Source organism: Streptomyces mutabilis (assembly GCF_046628145.1).
GTDB lineage: Bacteria > Actinomycetota > Actinomycetes > Streptomycetales > Streptomycetaceae > Streptomyces > Streptomyces mutabilis.
In genome coordinates this window covers 2,452,249-2,471,525 of sequence record NZ_CP176874.1, presented here as the reverse complement: position 1 = coordinate 2,471,525, position 19,277 = coordinate 2,452,249, and the positions used below count along the sequence as shown (strand labels likewise).

The window sequence follows — 19,277 nt, the reverse complement described above, 5'->3', positions numbered from 1 at the left end:
ATTTCGTCACTCGTTCGAAATGCTGGCGTGACAGTAAGGAGAGCGCGGTCGGAGTGTCAATGGGTCGGACACATAACGGTTTCGGCAGTTTCGAAAGCGCGGTGCGGAGTGCCTTCGGCCGCTTTCCCACACAACCTTCACAGCCACGCCTAGGAACGCGCCCGTCGCGGAACTTAATCTTCCCGCGTCATGGACTACTGCCACCCGTGCCGACGGCACCTCAACGGCGCCCTCGCCTGCCCGGGGTGCGGCACACCCGTCGAGGAACCCCGCGCCGCCGAGCCGCACTTGACGGAGGCCGAGGAGGCGCCGCCGTCGCGCGTCGAGGAGGTGCGGGCGGCCGACGGCCGCCCTTCCGGCGGGCGGGGCAGTCGCCGCGACCGCAAGGCCGCCGCACACCGCCGGCGCCGCCGCCGGGTCCTGTTCGTCACCGCCGGTTTCGTCCTGGCCGCCGGCGGACTCAGCCTCGCGGAACTCGGCCTGGACGCCCCGGGCTCCCCGCCGAGGCCGGCGGCGGCCGGCGGCGAGTCCACGGACGGCGAGGCGACGCGGGAGGTGGGGGAGACGTCCGCCGTACCGGCCGACGCGACCTCGGGTACGGTCACCGCGACCACTGCCTCGGGCACACCGTCACCGGACGCCTCGGCGTCGGGCTCGGCGTCGGCGTTGGCTTCGAAGTCTCCGTCGGCGACGGAGCCGGAGACGGCCGAGGAGACGGACGGCCCGTCGCAGCCCCCCGCCTCCGCACCCGACGCGCCCGGTACCCCGGACCGCCCGACAGCACCCCCGGACGACCCGCCCCCGACCACGACCCCCACCCCGTCGACCTCACCGGACCCGACCCCGACGGAAACCTGCGACCGCTTCCTGTGGTGGTGCACGTAACCCCGTCACCTGCGCCGCTCCACCGGCGCCCGGGGCTCACGACGCCGACGTCACTCCCCGAGCATCCTCCGCAGCGCGTCCCGCAGGGCGACCCGCTCCCCCTCCGACAGCCCCGCCAGCGGCTCCCGCGCGAACCGCAGTGACTCCCGCAGGCCCCGGGCCACCCGCCGCCCCTCGTCCGTCGCCGCCGCCACCTTCACCCGCCGGTCGCCGGGATCGGGCCGCCGCTCGACCAGGCCCCGCGCCTCCAGCCGGTCCACGATCCCGGTCACGTTCGACGGCTCGCACTTCAGCTTCTGCGCCAGCTTCCGCATCGGCAGCGGCTCCAGCGACAGCAGGCTGAGCAGCTTGGCCTGCGCCCCGGTCAGGGCGAGTTCCGCGGCGGCCTCCTCGTAGTCGGCGTGGAAACGGGCCACGACCTCGCCGATCAGCTCGACGACTTCGAGGGTGAGTGCGTCGGGTCGACGGGACGTGTCGCGTGGTGTGGCCATGGAATCCAGGGTACCCATTTGTTTGACAACCTGAAATGTTCAGTCGCATGGTTGTTTCAGGACCTGAAACAACTGCGTCGACCGCGAGACCCCCTTCCCGCCCCAGGAAAGGCGAACCCCATGACCGACTCCCCCTCCCTCCCCGCCGTCAACCGCGAATGGCACCTGGACAGCCGCCCGGTCGGCTGGCCCAAGCCCGAGGACTTCTCCCTCGTCGAGGCGGAGGTCCCCACCCCGGGCGAGGGCCAGGTCCTCGTGCGCAACCTGTACGTCTCCGTCGATCCCTACATGCGCGGCCGCATGAGCGCCGCCAAGTCCTACGTCGCCCCCTACGAGCTGGGCAAGCCCATGCAGGGCGGCGCGGTCGGCGAGGTCGTGGCCTCCAACGCCGAGAACATCGCCGTCGGCGACCACGTCCTGCACTTCTTCGGCTGGCGCGAGTACGCCGCCGTGGACGCCAAGAACGCCGTCAAGGTCGACCCGGACGCGGCGCCGCTGTCGACGTACCTGGGCGTGCTCGGCATGACGGGGCTGACCGCCTACGCCGGTCTGCTGCGCACCGCCGCCTTCAAGGAGGGCGACTCCGTCTTCGTCTCCGGCGCCGCGGGCGCCGTCGGCAGCCAGGTCGGGCAGATCGCGAAGCTCAAGGGCGCCTCCCGCGTCATCGGCTCGGCCGGCTCGGACGAGAAGGTCAAGCTGCTCGTGGACGAGTACGGCTTCGACGCCGCCTTCAACTACAAGAACGGCCCGGTGAGCGAGCAGCTGCGCGCCGCCGCCCCGGACGGCGTCGACGTCTACTTCGACAACGTGGGCGGCGACCACCTGGAGGCCGCCATCGGGTCCCTCAACCGGGACGGCCGCATCGCGATCTGCGGCGCGATCTCCGTCTACAACAACACCGAGCCCGCCCCCGGCCCGAAGAACCTGGCCCGCCTGATCCAGACCCGCGGCCGCATCGAGGGCTTCCTGGTCGGCGACCACTACGACCTCCAGCCGCAGTTCGTCCAGGAGGTCGGCCCCTGGGTCCGCACCGGCGAGCTGAAGTACCGCGAGACGGTCGTCGAGGGCATCGAGAACAACCTGGAGGCGTTCCTCGGGGTCCTGCGCGGCGACAACACCGGCAAGATGATCGTCAAGCTGTGAGGTCCCCGCGCGGGAAGAGCGGCCTTCACTGAATTTCCGGCATGCGGTAGCGTCTTTCCGAAATCCGTCGTGGTCGTGGGCGCGAGTCACGGCGGACCGAGGAGGAAGACAACCGCATGCCCATTCAGCAGTCCGAGGTCCTCTACACCGCCGTCGCCACCGCCGAGAACGGCCGCGACGGCCGGGTCGCCACCGATGACGGCAAGCTCGACGTCGTCGTGAACCCGCCCAAGGAGATGGGCGGCAGCGGCGCCGGCACCAACCCGGAGCAGCTGTTCGCCGCCGGGTACAGCGCCTGCTTCCAGGGCGCGCTCGCCGTCGTGGCCCGCCAGGAGGGCGCCGACGTCTCCGGCTCGACCGTCACCGCGAAGGTCGGCATCGGCAAGAACGACGACGGCTTCGGCATCATCGTCGAGATCTCCGCCGAGATCCCGACGGTGGACGCCGCCACCGCCCGGTCGCTGGTGGAGAAGGCGCACCAGGTGTGCCCGTACTCGAAGGCCACCCGCGGCAACATCACCGTGACGCTCGCCTGACCGCCGGCCCGTCGCGCAGGACTCACCGGAGGCCGCACCCGCAGACGCCGGGTGCGGCCTCCGGCGCGATCCTGCGGCCCCCGCCCGGCCCGGTAGAGTTCCGCCCATGCGCGATCTTGGGGCGGGATTCGGTCATCTCCTGAAGGGCCAGCGCTGGGTGGCCCGGCACGGCAAGAGCTACGGCTTCGGGCTGGTCCCCGGCCTGATCACCCTCGTCCTGTACGTGGCGGCGCTGGTGTCGCTGGCGCTGTGGGGCACGGACTTCGTCGCCTGGGTGACCCCCTTCGCCGACGACTGGTCGAGCCCCTGGTCCGGCCTCTTCCGCGGCTTCCTCACCGCCGTCCTGTTCGCCCTCGCCCTGCTCCTGGCCGTCCTCACCTTCACCGCGGTCACGCTGCTGATCGGCCAGCCCTTCTACGAGAGCCTCTCCGAGCGCGTCGACCGGGACGTCTCCCCGGACGGCACCGCCCCCGAGTCGGACCTGCCGCTCATGCGCGAGCTGTGGATCTCGGGCCGCGACAGTCTCCGCGTCCTCCTGCGCGCGGCGGTGTGGGGCGTACTGCTCTTCGCCCTCGGCTTCATCCCGGTCGTCGGCCAGACGGTCGTCCCGGTGATCGGCTTCTTCGTCACCGGCTTCTTCCTCACCGAGGAGCTGACCTCGGTCGCCCTCCAGCGCCGGGGGGTCGAAGTGCGCGACCGGCTCGCCCTCCTGCGCTCCCGCAAGCTCCTGGTCTGGGGCTACGGCACCCCGCTGGCCGTGGCCTTCCTCGTCCCCTTCGTCGCGGTGTTCCTGATGCCGGGCGCGGTCGCCGGCGCCACCCTCCTCGCCCGCGAGCTGCTGGGCGAGGAGACCCGGGACAGCGACGACGGCCGGCCCGACGGAGGCGCCGGCGACCCGGCGGTCAGCTCCGGCCCGGCCGGTCCGTATCCGACGCGCTGACCGCAACGGCCACGATCGACCGCACCTGAGCCACGATGTCGAGCCGGTTGCGCACGAACGCGGGGTCGGTGACCGTGCCCGCCGCCGGGTCGGTGTTCCCCGCCCCGAACTGAAGCACCGGCGTGTGCACGTGCCCGCCCGGCAGTGTGCCGTGGAGCCCGAGGCGGTCCCGCAGCAGGGTCGCCCGGTAGGCGATCTCGTTCGACAGGTAGTCCCCGCCGCCGCCCGCACGGGCAGTCGACCCCGGCGTCGGTCCCTGCGGCCGCACGACCGGCTCGGTGCCGCCCGCCGGGATCTCCGTCACGCTCGTGTTGTCGTACACGGGGAACCGGCCCGTGTCCGCGGCCGTGATCGCCTCGTACGGCAGGGTCGTGGTGGTCCACTGCGGCTGCGAGGCCGGGTCGGCCACCGGCACCGTCTCCGTACGGGAGACGTTCTCGTTGTCCGGGAAGCCGCCCCGCCAGGCCCCGTTGGTCCGCTCCACGTCGAACCGCCCGACCCGCCCCTGACTCACCGTCGTGAACAGGTCCACCCGCGGCAGATACGGCCTCAGCGCCTCCTCCACCGCCCCTCGCGTGAAGTCCCGCCAGCGCACCGGGAACACCGCCGTCTCCACCCGCGCGGGACCCGCCTCCGTCTGGATCACGGTGCCGTCCAGCGCGAGCGCGGCGGCGCCGGACGGGTTCGAGATCCGGACGTCGCGGTCCAGGGTGAACGGGTCGAAACCGGTGAGCAGGACCCGCTCGAGGCCCTTGCCCCGCTGCCCGTCGCCGGGCAGGTCGATGTCGCTGTGCCCGCGCGAGGTGCGCTCCAGCACCGCGAGCAGCGCGTCCCGCTGCCGCTCGGTCAGCCGGAACCCCGGCTCCCAGGTGCGCAGTTCCCGGGTCATCCCCAGCCGGGCCCAGTACAGCGGCCGGTCGTCGTCCCGGCTGAGGTCCCCGCCGGCGGGCCCGCGCCCCTGCACCCGGTCCACCGCCCGACGCCACAGCGCCGAGCCCTCGCGCGCGACGAGACGGCGGGCCTCCCGGTAGGAGTCGGCCCGCCCGAGTCCGCGGGCGAACGCCGGCGCCACCCCGGCGAATCCGGAGCGCCGCAGGATCTCCTGGGGCACCTCGCCGTCGAGCCGCCGCTCCTCGACGGTGGGAGCGGGGGCGGTGACGGCGGCCGGGGGAGCCGCCGTGGCCGTCGCGGGGGCCACGAGTCCCGCCACCAGGGCCAGTCCGAGTACGCCGGTTCGAACGCGTATGTCTGTCAAGGGAGTCCAGGCCTTCCGTCGCCGTGGGGTGCGCTGCGGACGGCGGCAGTATCGCGTGACGGAAGGGACGCGCGCTACGGCGACCGGCTCATGGGCGTTTGTGAAGGCTTCGTACGAACTCCGGTTCGGACGCTCGATCACCGGCCACCGGATCCCGGCGGCGATTAACGTCTGGGACGGGCCGCCGCGCGACGGCGTGCCCCCGCGAACAGCCCCGGCCCGGGACCTGACGGCCGGGCCGGGGCTCAGTACCTCTTCGCGGGCTCCACAGCGGCGGTTACCGCACCGAGAAGCCGTACACCGTCTCCGAGCGGAACACCTCGCCGGGCCGCAGCACCGTGCTGGGGAACTCCGGCCGGTTGGGGGAGTCCGGGAAGTGCTGCGTCTCCAGCGCGACGCCGTCGCCGGGGGCGAAGGGCTCGCCCAGGTGGTCGGCGGTGTACAGCTGGAGGCCGGGCTCGGTCGTCGCCACCGTCAGCACCCGCCCCGACGCCGGGTCGTACAGCTCGGCGACCTCCACGGCGGTGTCCGTCACGCCCTTGTCCAGGACGAAGTTGTGGTCGTAGCCCGAGCCGACCTTCCGTGCCCGCCGGAAGTCGAAGCGGGTGTCCGCCACGTCCTCCAGAGCGCCCGTCGGGATCAGGTCCGCGTCGACCGGCGTGATCCGGGAGGCGGCCAGCCGCAGCTCGTGCCCGCCCGCGTGCCCGGACCCGGGGCCGCCGAGGTTGAAGTAGCTGTGGTTGGTCGGGTTCAGCACCGTCGGCGCGTCGGTGACCGCCTCGTACACGATCCGCAGCGCGCCCGCCGCGTCCAGCGTGTACGTCGCCGACATCTCCACCCGGCCCGGGAAGCCCTCCTCGCCGTGCGGGCTGACCCGGCTCAGCCGGACGCCGTCCGCGACCGGCGCCACGTCCCACACCCGCTTGTCGAAGCCGCGCTCGCCGCCGTGCAGCGAGTTCGGCCCGTTGTTGAGCGCCAGCGCGTACGTCCGCCCGTCCAGCGGGAAGCGGCCGCCCGCGATGCGGTTGGCGTACCGTCCGACGAGCGCGCCGAGGTAGGGCTCCGGGTGCGTCACATAGCCGTCCAGCTCGGCGAACCCCAGCACCACGTCGGCGCTGTTCCCGTCCCGGTCCGGGACCTCGGCCGACTGCACGATCCCGCCGTACGACAGGACCCGCACCCGTACGCCGGCCCGCTGAAGGGTCCAGCGGTGGACGGGCGTGCCGTCGGAAAGTGTGCCGAAGAGTTCGTTCATGTGCGGAACTCTAGGACACCCGCCCAGGTCGGACCGGGTCAAGGCTTCTTGGCGGTCACCGCGCGGTAGGCGATCTCCGCCAGCCGGGCCTGGCCGTCCACACTCGGGTGGAACCAGTCCCAGTGGCTCAACTGGTCGGTGCCGAACCGGAACTCGTGCACCGCCCCGCCGTCGGTGCGGCACCGCCGGTCCTTCGCGCAGACGTCCCGCAGCACCGCGTTGTAGTCCTCGACCCGGTCCCGCACGGTGTTGCGCCGCAGGGTCGCCGCCGAGTCCAGCGCGTCCGCGTCGCCCAGCATCGACGGGCAGATGCCCAGCTTCCACACCTGCTTGCCCAGCGGATCGGTGCGCCCCTGGGACCACAGCCGCTTCAGGTCCGGGATGCTCGCCACGAACACCTGCGCCTTCGGCAGCTCCTCGCGCAGGGTGCCCATGGCCTCCTCGAACTGGGCCCGGAAGTCGGCCACCGACGTCATCGCCGAGGTCGTCGCCCGGCAGGCGTCGTTGGCCCCGACCATCACCGCGACCAGCTCCGGCTTCCGCGCCGCCGCCCGCTTCATCTGCCCCGTCAGATCGGCCATCCGGGCCCCGGTGACGGCGTAGTTCCAACTGCGCTCGGCCGCCTCCGCCTTCCCCAGGAGCCGTACGGCGAGGCTGTCGACCTCGGGGCTGCTGCCGGTGGCCCACGAGACCTCGGGGCAGTCCGACAGCACCGTGCACGCGTCGAAACCGCGCGTGATGGAGTCGCCCACGGCGGCGACCGACTCCGGGCTGGTGTCCCACACCGGAGCGGACTTCGTGCGCTTCGAAGCGGAGCCGGACGGGTCGGGGGAGCCGCCGCCCACCGCGTCGCAGCCGGTCACGCCCACGACGGCCGCGGTCAGAACGGCGGCGGCGCGCACGGCGAGTGCGGCGCGCGAACGGCGGCGGACGCGCCGCGCCCCCCGCTCCGGGCCCTGCCCCATGTCGGTCCCACCCCTCGCCTCGTGCCTCCAGTGTGCTCAACCCATGACACCGCGCGAGGGTTCCCGGGGACGGGGATGCAACGTCTCACACCCGCACAAGCGTCCTGCCGGGTGAATGGCGGAGGTTTGTCGGCACCGGGACCGACGGTACGTCACACTCCGCGCCCCGGCGCACGGTAGCCTCGCCATCAACGTGGCCCGCCCGGCCGCGGGCCGTTCTACCTGTTCCGAGATGTCCCGCTCAGCCCGGAGGTTCCGGTGACGACACGTGGAGTCCTGTACGTGCACTCCGCGCCGCGCGCGCTGTGCCCGCACGTCGAGTGGGCCGTCGCCGGGGTGCTCGGCACGCGCGTCAGCCTGGACTGGATCCGGCAGCCCGCCGCGCCCGGCACCTGGCGCTCGGAGTTCTCCTGGCAGGGCCAGGCCGGCACCGCCTCCAAGCTCGCCTCCGCGCTGCGCGGCTGGCAGCTGCTGCGCTTCGAGGTCACCTCGGAGCCGTCCGCGAACGCCGAGGGCGAACGCTACAGCTGCACCCCCGACCTCGGCATCTTCCACGCCGTCACCGGCATCCACGGCGACATCCTCGTCCCCGAGGACCGGCTGCGCGCCGCCCTGACCCGCTCCCGGCACGGCGAGAGCGACCTGGAGTCCGACATCGCCAAGCTCCTCGGCAAGCCCTGGGACGACGAGCTGGAGCCCTTCCGCTACGCCGGCGAGGGCGCCCCGGTGCGCTGGCTGCACCAGGTGGTCTGAGTCCCGGACGCCGTACGAGTCATGTGAAAGGGCCCCACCGGTCGGTGGGGCCCTTTCAGGTGCGTACGAGCGCGGCTCAGACCGTCCGGAACGCCAGCACCACGTTGTGGCCGCCGAAGCCGAACGAGTCGTTCAGCGCGGCGATCCGGCCCTCGACCGGCAGCTTCCGGGCCTCGCCGCGCACGATGTCGGCGTTGGCCTCGGCCTCCGGGTCGAGGTTCTCGACGTTGATGGTCGGCGGCGCCACCCGGTGGTACAGGGCGAGGACCGTCGCGACCGACTCCACGCCGCCCGCACCACCGAGGAGGTGGCCGGTCATCGACTTGGTGGCGGAGACCGCCATGTGGTCGACGTCGTCGCCGAGGACCTTGCGCAACGCCTTCAGCTCGGCGATGTCACCGGCCGGCGTCGAGGTGGCGTGCGCGTTGACGTGCACGATCTCGGCCGGGTCCAGGTCGGAGCGGTCCAGCAGGTTCTGCAGGGCGTGCGCGATGCCGCGGCCCTCCGGCTCCGGCTGCACGATGTCGTGGCTGTCGGCGGAGACGCCCTGACCGACCGCCTCAGCGTAGACGCGGGCACCGCGCGCGGCGGCGTGCTCGGCGGACTCCAGGACGAGGACGCCGGCGCCCTCACCGAGGACGAAGCCGTCACGGCCCGTGTCGAAGGGACGCGAGGCGCCCTGCGGGTCGTCGTTGTTCTTGGACATCGCCATCATGTTGCCGAACGCGGCGATGGGCAGCGGGTGGATCGCCGCCTCCGTGCCACCCGCGACGACGACGTCGGCGCGGCCGGTGCGGATCATCTCGATGGCGTAGCCGATGGCCTCGGCACCCGACGCGCACGCGGAGACCGGCGTGTGCACGCCCGCGCGGGCGCCCACGGCCAGACCCACGTTGGCGGAGGGGCCGTTCGGCATCAGCATGGGGACGGTGTGCGGGGAGACGCGGCGGACGCCCTTCTCCTTGAGCACGTCGTACTGGTCGAGCAGGGTCGTCACGCCGCCGATGCCGGAGGCGATGACGGCGCCGAGCCGGTCGGGGTCGACCGTGCCGCCCTCACCGGGCTCGCCGGCCTTGCCGGTGAAACCGGCGTCCTTCCAGGCCTCCTGCGCGGCGATCAGCGCGAACTGCGCCGAGCGGTCCAGTCGGCGGGCCTGCGGACGCGGGATGACCTCGGAAGGGTCGACGGCGGCCGGTGCGGCGATGCGGACGGCCTGGTCGGCGGCCCACTCCTGCTCCAGGGGCTTGGCGCCGGACTTGCCGGCGACCAGACCCTCCCAGGTCGAGGCTGCGTCGCCACCCAGCGGTGTGGTTGCGCCGATACCGGTGACGACCACGGTGCGCTTGGTCGAGCTCACGGGAATTCTTTCTCCAACGGGATACGGATTCGTACGGCGCCACCGCCGGGTGGCGGGGCAGTCAGCCCAGAGTCAGTGACCGCGGGTCACTTCTGGTTCTTCAGGATGTACTCGGTCGCGTCGCCGACCGTCTTGAGGTTCTTGACGTCGTCGTCCGGGATCTTGACGTCGAAGCGCTCTTCGGCGGCGACGACGACCTCGACCATGGACAGCGAGTCGACGTCCAGGTCGTCGGTGAAGGACTTGTCCAGCTGGACGTCCTCAACCGGGATGCCGGCGATCTCGTTCACGATCTCCGCGAGACCGGCGACGATCTCTTCCTGAGTGGCGGCCATGATGGCGCTCCTTCGTTGATGTTCCAGAGGGTGTGGCTGTTGTGTTCCGCTCCGGACCGCATGATCCGGCACGGAGTGCCTAGGGGAGGGTAACGACCGTCGCGGCGTAGACGAGACCCGCCCCGAAGCCGATGACGAGTGCGGTGTCGCCGCTCTTCGCCTCGCCGGTCGCCAGGAGCCGCTCCATCGCGAGCGGGATCGAGGCGGCCGAGGTGTTGCCGGTGGTGCGGATGTCACGGGCGACCATGACGTGCTCCGGCAGCTTCAGTGTCTTCACCATCGAGTCGATGATCCGCACATTGGCCTGGTGCGGGATGAAGACGTCCAGGTCGTCCGGGCTGATCCCGGCCGCGTCCAGCGCCTGCTGGGCGACCTTCGCCATCTCGAACACGGCCCAGCGGAACACCGCCTGGCCCTCCTGCGTGATCGCAGGAAACTTGACGTTGCCCTCCCTGTCGAGGGGCAGCTCGGAGACGTCGCCGATCCGGAAGCGGTCCCAGGGGACCGTCTGCTTGATCGTCTCGGACTTGTCGCCCTCGGAGCCCCAGACGGTCGGGCCGATCGCCGGCTCCTGGGAGGGTCCGACCACGACCGCGCCCGCGCCGTCACCGAAGAGGAAGGCGGTGGCCCGGTCCTCCAGGTCGGTCAGGTCGGAGAGCCGCTCCACGCCGATGACCAGGACGTACTCCGCCGAACCCTCGACGATCATGCCCTTGGCCAGCGTCAGACCGTAGCCGAAGCCCGCGCAGCCCGCCGAGATGTCGAAGGCGGCGGCCTTGTCCGTGCCGAGCTTGTCGGCGATCTCGGTGGCGACGGCCGGGGTCTGGCTGAAGTGCGACACGGTCGACACCACCACGGCGCCGATCTGCGAGGCGTCGATCCCGGCGTCCGCGATCGCCTTGCCGGACGCCTCGATCGACATCGCGGCGACGGTCTCCTCGGGACCCGCCCAGTGGCGCGTCTCGATGCCGGAGCGCGAGCGGATCCACTCGTCGGACGAGTCGATCGTCTCGAGGATCACCTCGTTCGGCACGACCCGGGTCGGGCGGTAGCCGCCGACACCGAGGATGCGCGCGTACGGGGCGCCCTTGCTGGGCTTGATCTTCGACATGCTCTCGCGCTCCTTGTCAGGCCTGCTGGGCGTGCTCGGCGACGAGCTCACGGGCCGCGTCCAGGTCGGCGGGGGTCTTCAGGGCCAGCGTCTTCACCCCGGGCAGCGCACGCTTGGCCAGGCCGGTCAGGGTGCCGCCGGGGCACACCTCGATCAGCGCGGTGACGCCGAGCTCCTGGAACGTCTCCATGCACCGGTCCCAGCGGACCGGGTTGGCGACCTGCCCGACCAGGCGCTCCAGCACCTCGGTGCCGGAGGCGACGGCCTGTCCGTCCTTGTTGGAGACGTACGTCACCTTCGGGTCGGCGGGCGTGAGCGCCTTCGCGGCCTCGGCGAGCTTGTCCACCGCCGGCGCCATGTGGTGCGTGTGGAACGCGCCGGCCACCTTCAGAGGCACGATCTTGCGCACGCCCTCGGGCTTGTCCTCGTTCAGCGCGGCCAGCTGCTCCATGGTGCCGGCGGCCACGATCTGACCGGCGCCGTTCACGTTGGCCGGGGTCAGGCCGAGCTTCTCCAGGTGGGCGACGCTCACCTCGGGGTCGCCGCCGAGCAGCGCCGACATGCCGGTCTCCGTGACCGCGGCGGCCTCCGCCATGGCCAGGCCCCGCTTGCGTACGAGGGCCAGCGCGGCGGTGTCGTCGAGGACACCGGCGAACGCGGCGGCGGTGATCTCGCCGACGCTGTGGCCGGCGACGGCTCCGGGCGCGATCTCGGAGATGTCACCGAGTGCCGCGGCGGACAGCAGGCCCGCGGCGACCAGCAGCGGCTGCGCGACGGACGTGTCACGGATCTCGTCCGCGTCGGCCTTGGTGCCGTAGTGGGCGAGGTCGAGTCCGATGGCGTCGGACCACGCGGCGACGCGGTCGGCGGCGCCGGGCAGGGCGAGCCAGTCAGTCAGGAAGCCGGGCGTCTGGGCGCCTTGGCCGGGAGCGACGAGTACGAGCACTCTCACACTCTCTCTTGAGGACGGGCGCGGCCGCCCGTGGGGACAGGGACGAAGAACACGAGGGGGTTTTGTAGGGGTCCGACAAGAGTTTAGAGTTGCGGATCTCCATCGGCCAGACGCCCCAGGATGAGCGCGATCCGCAGTGTGAACGCAGACCGTACATCAGAGGGTGACCATCCGGTGACGTCAGTCACACGTCGGAGCCGGTAGCGCACGGTGTTCGGGTGAACGAAGAGCATCCGGGCGGCCCCTTCGAGGCTGCTCGCCTGTTCGAGATAGACGCTGAGTGTCTCCAGCAGTGCCGCGCCGGCTTCCTCCAGCGGTCTGTAGATCTCCTCCACCAGCTGCACACGGGCCGAAGGGTCGGAGGCGATCGCGCGCTCCGGAAGCAAGTCGTCCGCCAGCACCGGGCGCGGGGCGTCCTGCCAGGCGGTGCAGGCCTTGAGGCCGGCGGCGGCGGCCTGCGCGGACCGGGTCGCGGCCAGCAGGTCGGGCACCACGGGACCGGCCACGACGGGCCCCTGCGCGAACGGCCCGATCAGCGACCTGGCCACGGCGAGCGGGTTGTCGCTGCCGCCCGCGATCACCACCAGCCGGTCCCCGAGCACCCCGGTCAGCACCTGGAGCTTGGCGTGCCGGGCCGCGCGCCGGATGGCCTCCACGGTCAGCTCGGAGTCCCCGTCGGGCGCGGTGCCCAGCACGACGCACACGTGCTCGGGCGAGTTCCAGCCCAGCGCGGCGGCCCGCGAGACCGCCCCCTCGTCGGCCTCCCCGCTGAGCACGGCGTTCACGACCAGCGACTCCAGCCGGGCGTCCCAGGCACCGCGTGCCTCGGCGGCCTGCGCGTACACCTGGGCGGTCGCGAAGGCGATCTCCCGGGCGTACACGAGCAGCGCCTCGCGCAGCACCGACTCGTCACCGGGCGCGGCGACCTCGTCGATGGCGGACTCCATCACCTCGATGGTCGTCCGCACCATCTCAACGGTCTGGCGCAGCGTGATCGCCCGGGTCAGCTCGCGCGGCGCGGTGCCGAAGACGTCGGTGGAGATGGCCTGCGGGGCGTCGGGGCGCCGGAACCACTCGGTGAAGGCGGCGATGCCCGCCTGGGCGACCAGCCCGATCCAGGAACGGTTCTCCGGTGGCATGGCCCGGTACCACGGCAGTGTCTCGTCCATGCGCGCGATGGCCTGCGCGGCGAGCGATCCGGAGGACTGCTCCAGCCGCTTGAGGGTCGCGGTGTGCGGATGGACGGCGCGCGCCGCGGGCTCTGGCTTGCTGGTTTCGGGTTCGGGCACGGGACAAGACTGCCTTATCGGGCCGGACGCGTGTCGCCGGGGCCGTGCTTGGCGGCTCGCCCGTCCTCGGGCACGCGGCACGCCGGGACTACGGTGGACGAGTGATGGACGTACGGCGCGCCGACGAGCGCTACCCCGGAGGTGACGCGGCGGCGGGCATCGAGTCGCGGCACGCCTTCTCCTTCGGCCCGCACTACGACCCCGACAACCTCCGGTTCGGGTCACTGATCGCCTGCAACGAGGAGCGCCTCGCGCCCGGCGCCGGCTTCGACGAACACCCGCACAGCCACACCGAGATCGTCACGTGGGTGGTGGAGGGCGAGCTGACCCACCGGGACACCGCGGGCCACGAGACGGTGGTCCGCGCCGGCGACGTCCAGCGCCTCAGCGCGGCGGGCGGCGTGCGCCACGTCGAGCGCAACGACGGCCCGCTGCCCCTGACCTTCGTCCAGATGTGGCTGGCCCCGCGCGAGCCCGGCGGCGACCCCGCCTACGAGATCGTCCGCGGCATCGCCGACTCCACCCCGTACGCCGTCCCGGAGGCCGGCGCGATGCTCCACGTACGGCGGCTGGGGGCGGGGGAGCGGGCGGCGGTGCCGGACGGGGCGTGCGTGTACGTGCACGTGGTGCGGGGCGAGGTGACGCTGGACGGGGAGGACCTGCGCCCCGGTGACGCCGCCCGCCTCACGGACGCCGAGGGCGTGGACGCGGTGGCGGGGGCGGCGTCCGGCGCGGAGCTGCTGGTGTGGGAGATGGCGGCTCGCTGACGCGGCGGGGGCCGCGCGTCAGGTCAGCGGGTGCGTGAACGGGCCCGCCGCCCTCTCGAAGGCCGAGTCGGCCGACTCGCCGTCGCGGAACCGGTAGCCCAGGGACCAGCCCACCTCAGCCCCGTGCCTGAGCCAGCACCGCGTCCGTGAAGGGCGGCCACACCTCGACCGCCCACGGCCCGAACGCGCGGTCGGTGAGGGCGACGCAGGCGAGCCCGGCGTCCGGGTCGATCCACAGGAACGTGCCGGACTGGCCGAAGTGACCGAAGGTGCGCGGCGAGGACGAGGCGCCCGTCCAGTGCGGGGACTTGCCGTCGCGGATCTCGAAGCCGAGGCCCCAGTCGTTGGGGTTCTGGTGGCCGTAGCCCGGCAGGACGCCCTTGGTGCCCGGGTACTGGACGGTCATCGCCTCGGCGACCGTGCGCGGGTCCAGCAGGCGCGGCGCCTGCACCTCGGCGGCGAAGCGCAGCAGGTCCTGGACCGTCGAGACCCCGTCCTTCGCCGGGGAGCCGTCGAGGGTGGTGTCCGTCATGCCCAGCGGCTCCAGCACCGCCTGCCGCGCGTACTCGGCGAACGGCATGTCCGCCGCCTTCGCGATGTGGTCGCCGAGCTGCTCGAAACCGGCGTTGGAGTACAGCCGGCGCTCCCCGGGCGGGGCGGTCACCCGGTGCTCGTCGAAGGCCAGGCCCGAGGTGTGGGCGAGCAGGTGACGGACCGTCGCCCCGGGCGGTCCCGCGGGCTCGTCCAGTTCGATCGCGCCCTCCTCGTACGCGACGAGGGCCGCGTACGCCGCGAGCGGCTTGGTGACCGAGGCGAGCGGGAAGCGCTGCCCGGCGGGGCCGTGGGTCCCCAGGACCGTGCCGTCGGCGCGTACGACGCCCGCCGCGGCGGTGGGGACCGGCCAGTTCTCGATGGACGCGAGGCTCTGCAAGGACATGGCGTCGAGCCTAAGCGCTCAGAGCGTCAGCTCCAGCAAGGGGTCGGGCTTGACCTCGAAGCCCATTGAGACGTACATGGGCTCGGCCTGCGCGGACGCGGTGAGGCGGACCCGCCGGGCGCCGCGCTCGCGGAACCACTCCAGCAGGGCCTCCATACAGGCGCGCGCGTACCCGCGGCGGCGCGCGTCCGGGTCGGTGGCGACGCTGAACACGTAGCCGTCGGTGCCCCGCGGGTTGCTCGCGCCGCCGATGCGGTAGTCGAGCGTGCCGGCCACCAGTGCCGCGAGCGCCCCCGGGCGCTCCGGGTTGTCCACGACGAACGCGGCGCAAGTCGCCGTCCGGCTGGGCCAGCCTGCCGCGCAGCACGGGCAGGGACTCGGCGTGCCAGTCGGTGGAGGGGTTGGACCTGGCCAGCGAATCGATCATCACCTGACGGAGTCGGAGTACTTCCTCCGCGTCCTCGGGCAGCGCACGACGTACGACGGTCATGCCGGGCATGCTAATCAGCCAGGGCCCCGGTCAGCCGCCGGCTTTCCGGCGCTCACGCTTGCTTGGAGTGCACTCCAAGGTCTTAGCGTGTGGCACATGACGGTGATGCAGACCACGGCCGGGACCCTCGCGCGGAACGCCACCAGCACGGACATCTGCTCCGCCCCGCCCCCGCGCCACCCGCGCCCCGACGGGCAGGACCGCTACACCATCAGCGAGGTCGTCGCCTTCACCGGGCTGACGGCCCACACCCTGCGCTGGTACGAGCGGATCGGTCTGATGTCCCACATCGACCGCTCGCACACCGGGCAGCGCCGCTACAGCAACCGCGACCTGGACTGGCTCGACTTCGTCGGCAAGCTCCGCATGACCGGCATGCCGGTCGCCGACATGGTGCGGTACGCCGAGCTGGTGCGCGAGGGCGAGAGCACCTACCCCGACCGGCGGGAACTGCTGGAGTCCACGCGCCGCGACGTGCTGACGCGGATCGCCGAACTCCAGGACACCCTCGCCGTACTCGACCGGAAGATCAGCTTCTACGGGGACGCCGGACGTGCCCGTGAAACGGAGAGCACCTGATGACCGACAGCACCATCCCGACGGCGCGGCTCGGCGACGGCGGCCCCGAGGTGGGCGTCCAGGGCCTGGGCTGCATGGGCATGAGCTTCGCCTACGGCCCCACGGACGCCGACGCCTCGCGAGCCACCCTGGAACGGGCACTCGAACTCGGCGTCACCCTCTACGACACCGCGGACGCCTACGGAGCGGGGGAGAACGAGCGGTTCCTGGCGCCGTTCGTCAAGGCCCACCGCGACGAGGTGGTCATCGCGACGAAGTTCGCCCTGTCCATCCCGCCGGACGACCCGACGAAGCGGATCATCCGCAACGACGAGCCGTACATCCGCCAGGCCGTCGAGGCGAGCCTGCGCCGCCTGGATGTCGACGTGATCGATCTCTACTACATGCACCGCCGCGACGTGAACGTGCCGATCGAGGAGACCGTCGCCGTCATGGCCGACCTCGTGCGCGAGGGCAAGGTCAAGCACCTCGGGCTGAGCGAGGTGACCGGCGACGAGCTGCGGGCCGCACAGGCGGTGCACCCGATCGCTGCCGTGCAGTCGGAGTGGTCGCTGTTCAGCCGGGACATCGAGGCGGGCGTGGTACCGGCGGCCCGCGAACTGGGCGCGGCCCTCGTCGCGTACTCGCCGCTCGGCCGGGGCTTCCTCACGGGATCCTTCGCCGACGCGGAGCAGGACCTGACGGCCGGCGACTTCCGCCGCCAGCAGCCCCGCTTCACCGGCGACAACGCGGCGGCCAACGCGGCGCTGCTCGCCCCGGTCCGCACGGTCGCCGAGGCCCACGGCGCCACCCCGGGCCAGATCGCCCTGGCCTGGGCCCAGCAGCGGGCGGAGGTGCACGGTCTGCCGGTGATCCCGATCCCGGGCACCCGGAAGCCGGCGCGGGTGGAGGAGAACACGGGGGCGACGCGGATCGTCCTGACCCAGGAAGAGCTGTCGTTGCTGGAACCGATCGCGGGGAAGGTCGCGGGCGACCGTTACGCGGACATGACGTTCACTTCCGCCGGACGGGAGTAGACGCGTCACAGTTCCGCCAACAACTCCGCCTTCTTCGAGGAGAACTCCTCGTCCGTCACCAGCCCCGCCTGATGCAGCTCCCCCAAGTGCCGTATCCGCTCGGCGATGTCCGCCGGATCACGCCGGGCGGCCGGCACCGGAACCGGCACCGGGGCGCCCGCGCCCTGCTCCCGCACCGCCGCCAGCACCGCGGCGGCGAACGGCAGCGACTCGTGCACCGGCCCGTACCCGAGCCCGAACACGACCGCCGCGGGATCCTGGTCGGCCTGCACGACAGCCGGTGCGAGCGAGGCGGACGCGTCCCGCGGCAGCAGCCGCAGGTACCCCTCGAACAGCTCGGGGGAGCGCCACTCCACCCCGCCGAGGTCGGCGACCGGGAAGCTCTGGTCGCCGGCCTTCCACTTCGCCGACGACGCGCCCGTCCAGGACCACCGGAAGGACACCGAGGTGCCGTCGAAGGACGCCTTCCCGTCGTACGCCTTGAAGTTCAGCGGCGCCTCGGGCGCGGCCACCAGGTACCGCTCGGTCTTGCCGGACTCGCTCAGCAGCCCCCGCAGCTCGTCGGCGTAGTACTCCGCGAGCGTCTCCCGCTCGGCGGGCAGCACCAGGCGGTACGGGTCGCCGCTCTCCTTGAGCTGCCCGGCCGCCGCCTCCATCAGCGGGTCGGCACCCGGGCGGGGCTCGACGCGCAGCACCACGGTGCCGCGTCTGCCCGGCGTGAGCGTCACGCCGGCGATCGCCTCCAGGGGCACGCGGCGTTCCCCCAGGGCCTGGAACAGCTTGGGTGTTCGAATCCCCCGTTCGTAGCGGATGAGCACGGAGTCGGACTCGAACTCCCAGGCGGCATGAAATCCGGCCAGTACGTCACCCATGCGGCTCATCGTATGCGGCACGAGCTCTTCCGTCCCCTCCCCGTGCAAACCGGAGTTTCTGCACCTCTACGCGCGTCAGGCGGCCGCCGCTTCGGACAAACCCACCCGGCATGTGCCGTTCTCGCCGGCGCAGGCGACCGTGCGGTACGCGCCAACGCCGATTTCCGCGAAGTTCCGCAGGCTCTCCGTGCCGGGCACGAAGTAGCCGCTGTGTCCCTGGGCGCCCCGCGCGGACAGCACGCGCGCCCCGAACCCCGCGGACACCGGGTCGGCGCCGTGCCCGAGGCCGCCGACCTCCAGGTACGGCACCTCCTGGATCCAGTCGTCGGCGTCCCGCATCGCCCACACGCGGGCGGAGGTGCCCAGGTGGGCGGCCTTCTCGACCCGCATGCCGGGGCTGCCGGCCACCGCTATGTCGGTCACCCGGCCGGGCAGGCCGCGGGCGGCGAGGCCGCAGACCACCGATCCGTAGCTGTGGCAGAAGAGGGAGACCGGGGCCCGGCCGGGGAGCGCCCGCAGCAGGGCGTTCAGCCGGACGGCCCCCTGTTCGGCGCGGGTCGCCGTGGCCGCCTCCATGCCGAGGCCGCTGGGGGAGGTGTAGTCGGCCCAGGCGATCACGGCCGTACGCGTGCCCGGGCTCGCCCTGTGCTCGGCCGCGTACAGGGACTCGCCCATGCCGGCGGGCGCCGAGTACTTGCGGACGGTGCGCTGGAAGGTGAGCAGCTCGGTGTCCACGCCGGGCACGACGACGGACACCCGGTCGGCGCGGTTCAGGTTCCCGAACACCTCGGCGACCTTGCCCGAGCCCGCCGGATCGAAGGCGAGGATGTGGCGGTCCGGGGCCAGCAGTGAGTCGTAGCGTTGGGCGCGCCGCCCCGCCTCGCGCTGCCCGGAGGGCGACAGGCGCTCGTCGTGCATCCGTAGTCGCTCCACCGCGCGCGCCTTGCGCAGCGCCGCGCGGTTGGCGAGGTAGCGCACTTCGACGGGGGCGCCGTTCATGTTGCCGACGGCGAGGGGGTAGCGGCGGGCCAGGCTGCGCCGCTGCCAGTCCGAGAGCGAGGCGAAGAAGCGGGCCAGCCGGGCCGGGGCCGCCTGCGCGTCGGGCAGCCGGCGGCCGTCGATCCGGCCGTGCTCCCAGGCCGTGACCGACGCTTCGAGCGCCGTGGGCCCCCGCTGGTTGCGCAGGGCGGTCCAGCCGGTGGTCGCCAGCATCACGAACACCACGGCCAGGGCGAGCAGTGCGCGCCAGACGTTGAGCTGCGGGGAGGTGTCGAAGGAAGTCACTGGGAGGACACACTAGGAGAACGAGACGGTCTCGCGTGAATCCAGTGACACGGATCACGTTTCGG

20 protein-coding genes and 1 pseudogene are annotated in these 19,277 nt (G+C 72.5%); 8 read left to right on the top strand and 13 right to left on the bottom strand.

Features of this window, described 5'->3' with window-relative positions; genetic code table 11:
• Positions 1-189 precede the first annotated feature (189 nt).
• Positions 190-885 (top strand): SCO2400 family protein, encoded by a 696-nt coding sequence (locus ACLIN4_RS11050; RefSeq protein WP_411575724.1) that lies wholly within the window; start codon positions 190-192, stop codon positions 883-885.
• 50 nt (positions 886-935) lie between these two features.
• On the opposite strand, the gene ACLIN4_RS11045 is transcribed toward ACLIN4_RS11050, so the two are convergent.
• Positions 936-1,376 carry a MarR family winged helix-turn-helix transcriptional regulator gene (locus tag ACLIN4_RS11045; RefSeq protein WP_100045924.1) on the bottom strand — a complete coding sequence of 147 codons (441 nt, stop codon included), beginning with the start codon at positions 1,374-1,376 and terminating at the stop codon, positions 936-938.
• Between the two features lie 120 nt (positions 1,377-1,496).
• Between ACLIN4_RS11045 and ACLIN4_RS11040 the strand changes: the two genes are divergently transcribed.
• From ACLIN4_RS11040 to ACLIN4_RS11030, 3 genes are all read left to right on the top strand, one after another.
• Positions 1,497-2,519: an NADP-dependent oxidoreductase gene (locus ACLIN4_RS11040; RefSeq protein ID WP_307652880.1), complete on the top strand. Its 1,023-nt coding sequence runs from the start codon at positions 1,497-1,499 to the stop codon at positions 2,517-2,519.
• Positions 2,520-2,635: 116 nt separating this feature from the next.
• Positions 2,636-3,055 (top strand): organic hydroperoxide resistance protein, encoded by a 420-nt coding sequence (locus ACLIN4_RS11035; protein WP_100045894.1) that lies wholly within the window; start codon positions 2,636-2,638, stop codon positions 3,053-3,055.
• A 106-nt stretch (positions 3,056-3,161) separates the two neighbouring features.
• A complete protein-coding gene (locus tag ACLIN4_RS11030; protein WP_107480285.1) occupies positions 3,162-3,995 on the top strand; it encodes an EI24 domain-containing protein in 834 nt (277 codons plus the stop codon).
• Here ACLIN4_RS11030 and ACLIN4_RS11025 read toward each other — a convergent pair.
• From ACLIN4_RS11025 to ACLIN4_RS11015, 3 genes are all read right to left on the bottom strand, one after another.
• Positions 3,958-5,250, bottom strand: coding sequence for a pyroglutamyl peptidase (locus ACLIN4_RS11025; protein WP_289903440.1), 1,293 nt, complete (start codon positions 5,248-5,250; stop codon positions 3,958-3,960). The two genes, ACLIN4_RS11030 and ACLIN4_RS11025, sit on opposite strands and share 38 nt — an antisense overlap.
• Before the next feature lie 277 nt (positions 5,251-5,527).
• Complete coding sequence (locus tag ACLIN4_RS11020) at positions 5,528-6,505, bottom strand: aldose epimerase family protein (RefSeq protein ID WP_107480286.1); 978 nt, start codon at positions 6,503-6,505, stop codon at positions 5,528-5,530.
• Positions 6,506-6,543: 38 nt separating this feature from the next.
• Positions 6,544-7,470, bottom strand: a complete 927-nt coding sequence (locus ACLIN4_RS11015; RefSeq protein ID WP_411575723.1) for an SGNH/GDSL hydrolase family protein — start codon at positions 7,468-7,470, stop codon at positions 6,544-6,546.
• A 258-nt stretch (positions 7,471-7,728) separates the two neighbouring features.
• On the opposite strand from ACLIN4_RS11015, the gene ACLIN4_RS11010 reads away from it, so the two are divergent.
• Complete coding sequence (locus ACLIN4_RS11010) at positions 7,729-8,223, top strand: DUF3145 domain-containing protein (protein ID WP_107476456.1); 495 nt, start codon at positions 7,729-7,731, stop codon at positions 8,221-8,223.
• A gap of 76 nt (positions 8,224-8,299) precedes the next feature.
• Here ACLIN4_RS11010 and ACLIN4_RS11005 read toward each other — a convergent pair whose 3' ends face one another.
• The 5 genes from ACLIN4_RS11005 to fasR all read right to left on the bottom strand — a co-directional run bounded on the left by ACLIN4_RS11005 (position 8,300) and on the right by fasR (position 13,267).
• Positions 8,300-9,580, bottom strand: coding sequence for a beta-ketoacyl-[acyl-carrier-protein] synthase family protein (locus ACLIN4_RS11005; protein WP_289903445.1), 1,281 nt, complete (start codon positions 9,578-9,580; stop codon positions 8,300-8,302).
• Between the two features lie 86 nt (positions 9,581-9,666).
• Positions 9,667-9,915: an acyl carrier protein gene (locus ACLIN4_RS11000; protein ID WP_043373398.1), complete on the bottom strand. Its 249-nt coding sequence runs from the start codon at positions 9,913-9,915 to the stop codon at positions 9,667-9,669.
• A gap of 79 nt (positions 9,916-9,994) precedes the next feature.
• Positions 9,995-11,026 carry a ketoacyl-ACP synthase III gene (locus ACLIN4_RS10995; protein WP_107476454.1) on the bottom strand — a complete coding sequence of 344 codons (1,032 nt, stop codon included), beginning with the start codon at positions 11,024-11,026 and terminating at the stop codon, positions 9,995-9,997.
• A 16-nt stretch (positions 11,027-11,042) separates the two neighbouring features.
• Entirely contained in the window at positions 11,043-11,972 is a 930-nt protein-coding gene (locus ACLIN4_RS10990) for an ACP S-malonyltransferase (protein WP_100045901.1), read from the bottom strand.
• Positions 11,973-12,061: 89 nt separating this feature from the next.
• A complete protein-coding gene (gene fasR / locus ACLIN4_RS10985) occupies positions 12,062-13,267 on the bottom strand; it encodes a fatty acid biosynthesis transcriptional regulator FasR (protein ID WP_100045902.1) in 1,206 nt (401 codons plus the stop codon).
• Positions 13,268-13,371: 104 nt separating this feature from the next.
• On the opposite strand from fasR, the gene ACLIN4_RS10980 reads away from it, so the two are divergent.
• Entirely contained in the window at positions 13,372-14,034 is a 663-nt protein-coding gene (locus tag ACLIN4_RS10980; RefSeq protein ID WP_107476453.1) for a pirin family protein, read from the top strand.
• 115 nt (positions 14,035-14,149) lie between these two features.
• On the opposite strand, the gene ACLIN4_RS10975 is transcribed toward ACLIN4_RS10980, so the two are convergent.
• Together ACLIN4_RS10975 and ACLIN4_RS10970 are read right to left on the bottom strand one after the other, a co-directional pair.
• Positions 14,150-14,971 (bottom strand): serine hydrolase domain-containing protein, encoded by an 822-nt coding sequence (locus ACLIN4_RS10975; RefSeq protein WP_289903452.1) that lies wholly within the window; start codon positions 14,969-14,971, stop codon positions 14,150-14,152.
• Positions 14,972-14,989: 18 nt separating this feature from the next.
• Positions 14,990-15,461 (bottom strand): annotated as a pseudogene (locus ACLIN4_RS10970) (GNAT family N-acetyltransferase).
• 96 nt (positions 15,462-15,557) lie between these two features.
• On the opposite strand from ACLIN4_RS10970, the gene ACLIN4_RS10965 reads away from it, so the two are divergent.
• Both ACLIN4_RS10965 and ACLIN4_RS10960 read left to right on the top strand, forming a co-directional pair.
• Positions 15,558-16,040: a MerR family transcriptional regulator gene (locus tag ACLIN4_RS10965; RefSeq protein ID WP_179342272.1), complete on the top strand. Its 483-nt coding sequence runs from the start codon at positions 15,558-15,560 to the stop codon at positions 16,038-16,040.
• Positions 16,040-17,056 (top strand): aldo/keto reductase, encoded by a 1,017-nt coding sequence (locus ACLIN4_RS10960; protein WP_107476451.1) that lies wholly within the window; start codon positions 16,040-16,042, stop codon positions 17,054-17,056. The genes ACLIN4_RS10965 and ACLIN4_RS10960 overlap by 1 nt, the downstream gene beginning before the upstream one ends.
• Before the next feature lie 5 nt (positions 17,057-17,061).
• On the opposite strand, the gene ACLIN4_RS10955 is transcribed toward ACLIN4_RS10960, so the two are convergent.
• Both ACLIN4_RS10955 and ACLIN4_RS10950 read right to left on the bottom strand, forming a co-directional pair.
• The gene (locus ACLIN4_RS10955; protein WP_107476450.1) at positions 17,062-17,928 is read right to left on the bottom strand and encodes a DUF4429 domain-containing protein; all 867 of its coding nucleotides are present in this window, start codon (positions 17,926-17,928) and stop codon (positions 17,062-17,064) included.
• 75 nt (positions 17,929-18,003) lie between these two features.
• Positions 18,004-19,212 (bottom strand): alpha/beta hydrolase, encoded by a 1,209-nt coding sequence (locus tag ACLIN4_RS10950; RefSeq protein WP_289903461.1) that lies wholly within the window; start codon positions 19,210-19,212, stop codon positions 18,004-18,006.
• Between the last annotated feature and the right edge of the window lie 65 nt (positions 19,213-19,277).

Coding starts and splice junctions, on each gene's coding strand:
- ACLIN4_RS11050 (WP_411575724.1), top strand. CDS start 190: ATGGACTACTGCCACCCGTGCCGACGGCACCTCAACGGCGCCCTCGCC.
- ACLIN4_RS10960 (WP_107476451.1), top strand. CDS start 16,040: ATGACCGACAGCACCATCCCGACGGCGCGGCTCGGCGACGGCGGCCCC.
- ACLIN4_RS11015 (WP_411575723.1), bottom strand. CDS start 7,470: ATGGGGCAGGGCCCGGAGCGGGGGGCGCGGCGCGTCCGCCGCCGTTCG.
- ACLIN4_RS11030 (WP_107480285.1), top strand. CDS start 3,162: ATGCGCGATCTTGGGGCGGGATTCGGTCATCTCCTGAAGGGCCAGCGC.
- ACLIN4_RS10965 (WP_179342272.1), top strand. CDS start 15,558: ATGACGGTGATGCAGACCACGGCCGGGACCCTCGCGCGGAACGCCACC.
- ACLIN4_RS11045 (WP_100045924.1), bottom strand. CDS start 1,376: ATGGCCACACCACGCGACACGTCCCGTCGACCCGACGCACTCACCCTC.
- ACLIN4_RS11035 (WP_100045894.1), top strand. CDS start 2,636: ATGCCCATTCAGCAGTCCGAGGTCCTCTACACCGCCGTCGCCACCGCC.
- ACLIN4_RS10980 (WP_107476453.1), top strand. CDS start 13,372: ATGGACGTACGGCGCGCCGACGAGCGCTACCCCGGAGGTGACGCGGCG.
- ACLIN4_RS10995 (WP_107476454.1), bottom strand. CDS start 11,026: ATGTCGAAGATCAAGCCCAGCAAGGGCGCCCCGTACGCGCGCATCCTC.
- ACLIN4_RS10955 (WP_107476450.1), bottom strand. CDS start 17,928: ATGGGTGACGTACTGGCCGGATTTCATGCCGCCTGGGAGTTCGAGTCC.
- ACLIN4_RS10975 (WP_289903452.1), bottom strand. CDS start 14,971: ATGTCCTTGCAGAGCCTCGCGTCCATCGAGAACTGGCCGGTCCCCACC.
- ACLIN4_RS11040 (WP_307652880.1), top strand. CDS start 1,497: ATGACCGACTCCCCCTCCCTCCCCGCCGTCAACCGCGAATGGCACCTG.
- ACLIN4_RS11000 (WP_043373398.1), bottom strand. CDS start 9,915: ATGGCCGCCACTCAGGAAGAGATCGTCGCCGGTCTCGCGGAGATCGTG.
- ACLIN4_RS11020 (WP_107480286.1), bottom strand. CDS start 6,505: ATGAACGAACTCTTCGGCACACTTTCCGACGGCACGCCCGTCCACCGC.